Here is a 330-nt window from a genome sequence, read left to right on the forward strand (position 1 = left end):
GCGAGGTGGTGGGCAGCGGTGCAGACGCGTTCGACGAGGTCGCCGAGGCCGCGGCGGCCGAGGGCGCGGAGGGTGACGGCGATTTTGAGGATGTCGGGGCGGCGGGTGGTGCGCAGGGAGCGGCCGAGGAGGTCGGGGAGGCCGGCTCGGGTGTCGTCGGGGGCGTTGAGGTAGTCGGCGTGGTGGGCGAGGGGGTGCAGGGCGGTGGTGTCGGGGACGGCGAGGAGGCCTGCGGCGACGGGTTGCCAGCCGAGTTTGTGCAGGTCTAGGGCGATGGTGTGGGCGTGGTCGAGGCCGTCGAGGGCGGGGCGGAGGGCGTCGCTGAAGAGG

General features: G+C 74.5%; 1 protein-coding gene. It reads right to left on the reverse strand.

What is annotated here, in order from left to right:
- A partial coding sequence (locus ACSNOG_RS33080) for a pyridoxal-dependent decarboxylase (protein WP_436756371.1) occupies positions 1-330 on the reverse strand: 330 nt, incomplete at both ends.

The sequence above is a fragment of the Streptomyces sp. URMC 124 genome, assembly GCF_051386455.1.
Lineage (GTDB): Bacteria > Actinomycetota > Actinomycetes > Streptomycetales > Streptomycetaceae > Streptomyces.